This is a genomic window from Methylobacterium sp. WL116 (assembly GCF_008039455.1).
Classification (GTDB): Bacteria; Pseudomonadota; Alphaproteobacteria; order Rhizobiales; family Beijerinckiaceae; genus Methylobacterium.
This window is the reverse complement of sequence record NZ_VRUV01000825.1, coordinates 1-1,387: the sequence shown is the minus strand read 5'-3', so window position 1 is coordinate 1,387 and position 1,387 is coordinate 1. Positions and strand designations below refer to the sequence as shown.

Annotated in this window: 1 protein-coding gene; it reads left to right on the top strand. The window is 73.3% G+C overall.

Going from position 1 to position 1,387, the window contains the following annotated elements; all coding sequences use genetic code 11:
- Window positions 1–1,387 (top strand): ATP-binding cassette domain-containing protein (locus tag FV223_RS27675; RefSeq protein WP_348644833.1); only part of this gene is annotated, 1,387 nt, incomplete at both ends.

Genomic DNA, 1,387 nt, shown 5'->3' with positions numbered 1-1,387 from the left:
CCCCGCGCCGGCGATCTCGCGGCGCGGGGCGTCGGCGCCTTCGACGCGGCGACCGGCGAACGGCTCTCGGGGGTCGACCTCACGCTGGCGATGCCCTCGCACGTCGCGATCACAGGCATCCGCGGCAGCGGCGCCCGGGTGCTCGCGGCGATCCTCGCGGGCCAGGTCGCGCCGACGGCGGGCAACGTCACCTATGCCGGGCACGATCTCGGCGCGTTCGACGCCGCGGATCGCGCCCGCCGCATCGCGTTCGCCGCCGGCGAGGCGATCCTGGTCGAGGGGACGCTCCGCGCCAACATCCTCTACGGCGCCGATCCCGCGGCCGCTCCCGATCAGCCCGCCTTCGTCGAGATCCTGCGGATCACCGGGCTCGATGCCTTCGCCTATTCCCGCGGCCTCCTCGCCCGGGTCGATCCGGTCGCCGCCCCCGACTTCGCCCGCGCCTTGGTGGCCGCCCGCGTCACGATGCGGACGATGCTGAAGGCGGAAGGGGCGGAGCGCCTGGTTGAGCCGTTCGATCCCGCCCGCTACAACCATCAGGCCACGGTCGGCGAGAACATCCTGTTCGGCGAGCCCGTGGGCCAGACCTTCGCACCCAAGCGCCTCGCTCGCCATCCCTACATGCGCGCCGTGCTGGAGGCGGAAGACCTCGTCCGCCCGCTCACGGAGATCGGCCTTGCGGTCGCGCGCAGCACCGTCGAGATCTTCGCCGATCTGCCCAACGACCATCCGCTGTTCGACGCGTTCTCCCTCTTTCCGGCCGACGAGCGCGGCTACTTCGAGGATCTGGTGGTGCGCCAGCCGGATGCGGTCGCGCTGCGTCGCGGCCCGGCGGGCCAGCGCGACCGCGAGCGGCTCATCGGGTTGGCGCTGCGCTACAGCGAAACCCGCCACCGCTTTGGGCTGATCGACGCCGCGTTCGAGGAGCGGCTCGTCGCCGCCCGCCACTCCTTCGCGCGGATGCTGCCGGCTCACCTCGCCGCCGCGGTCGAGTTCCACGATCCCACGCGGATCAACCCGGCGGCCAGCGTCGAGGAGAACCTGCTGTTCGGCCGCGTCAGCCTCGGAGAGGCCGGGGCGGAGCCGCGGGTGCGGGCGATCGTCCGGCGTGTGCTGACCGAGGAGGGCCTGGAAGCCTCGGTCTATCGGCTCGGCCTCGACAGCCGGGTCGAGCCCGGAAGCGCGGGCACCGGCTCGGTGCTCGGCGAGGGCGCGATCCCGGTCGAGACCCGGATCGCGATCGACCTCGCCCGCTGCCTGATCCGCCAGCCCGACATCGTGGTCGTCGCGATCCTGCTCGACGAGCGCAAGCCCGCCGAGCACCGAGCCGGTGCCCGCGCTTCCGGGCTCGACCCGGCTGTCGAGGCCGAGCCGATAGACCGAGGCT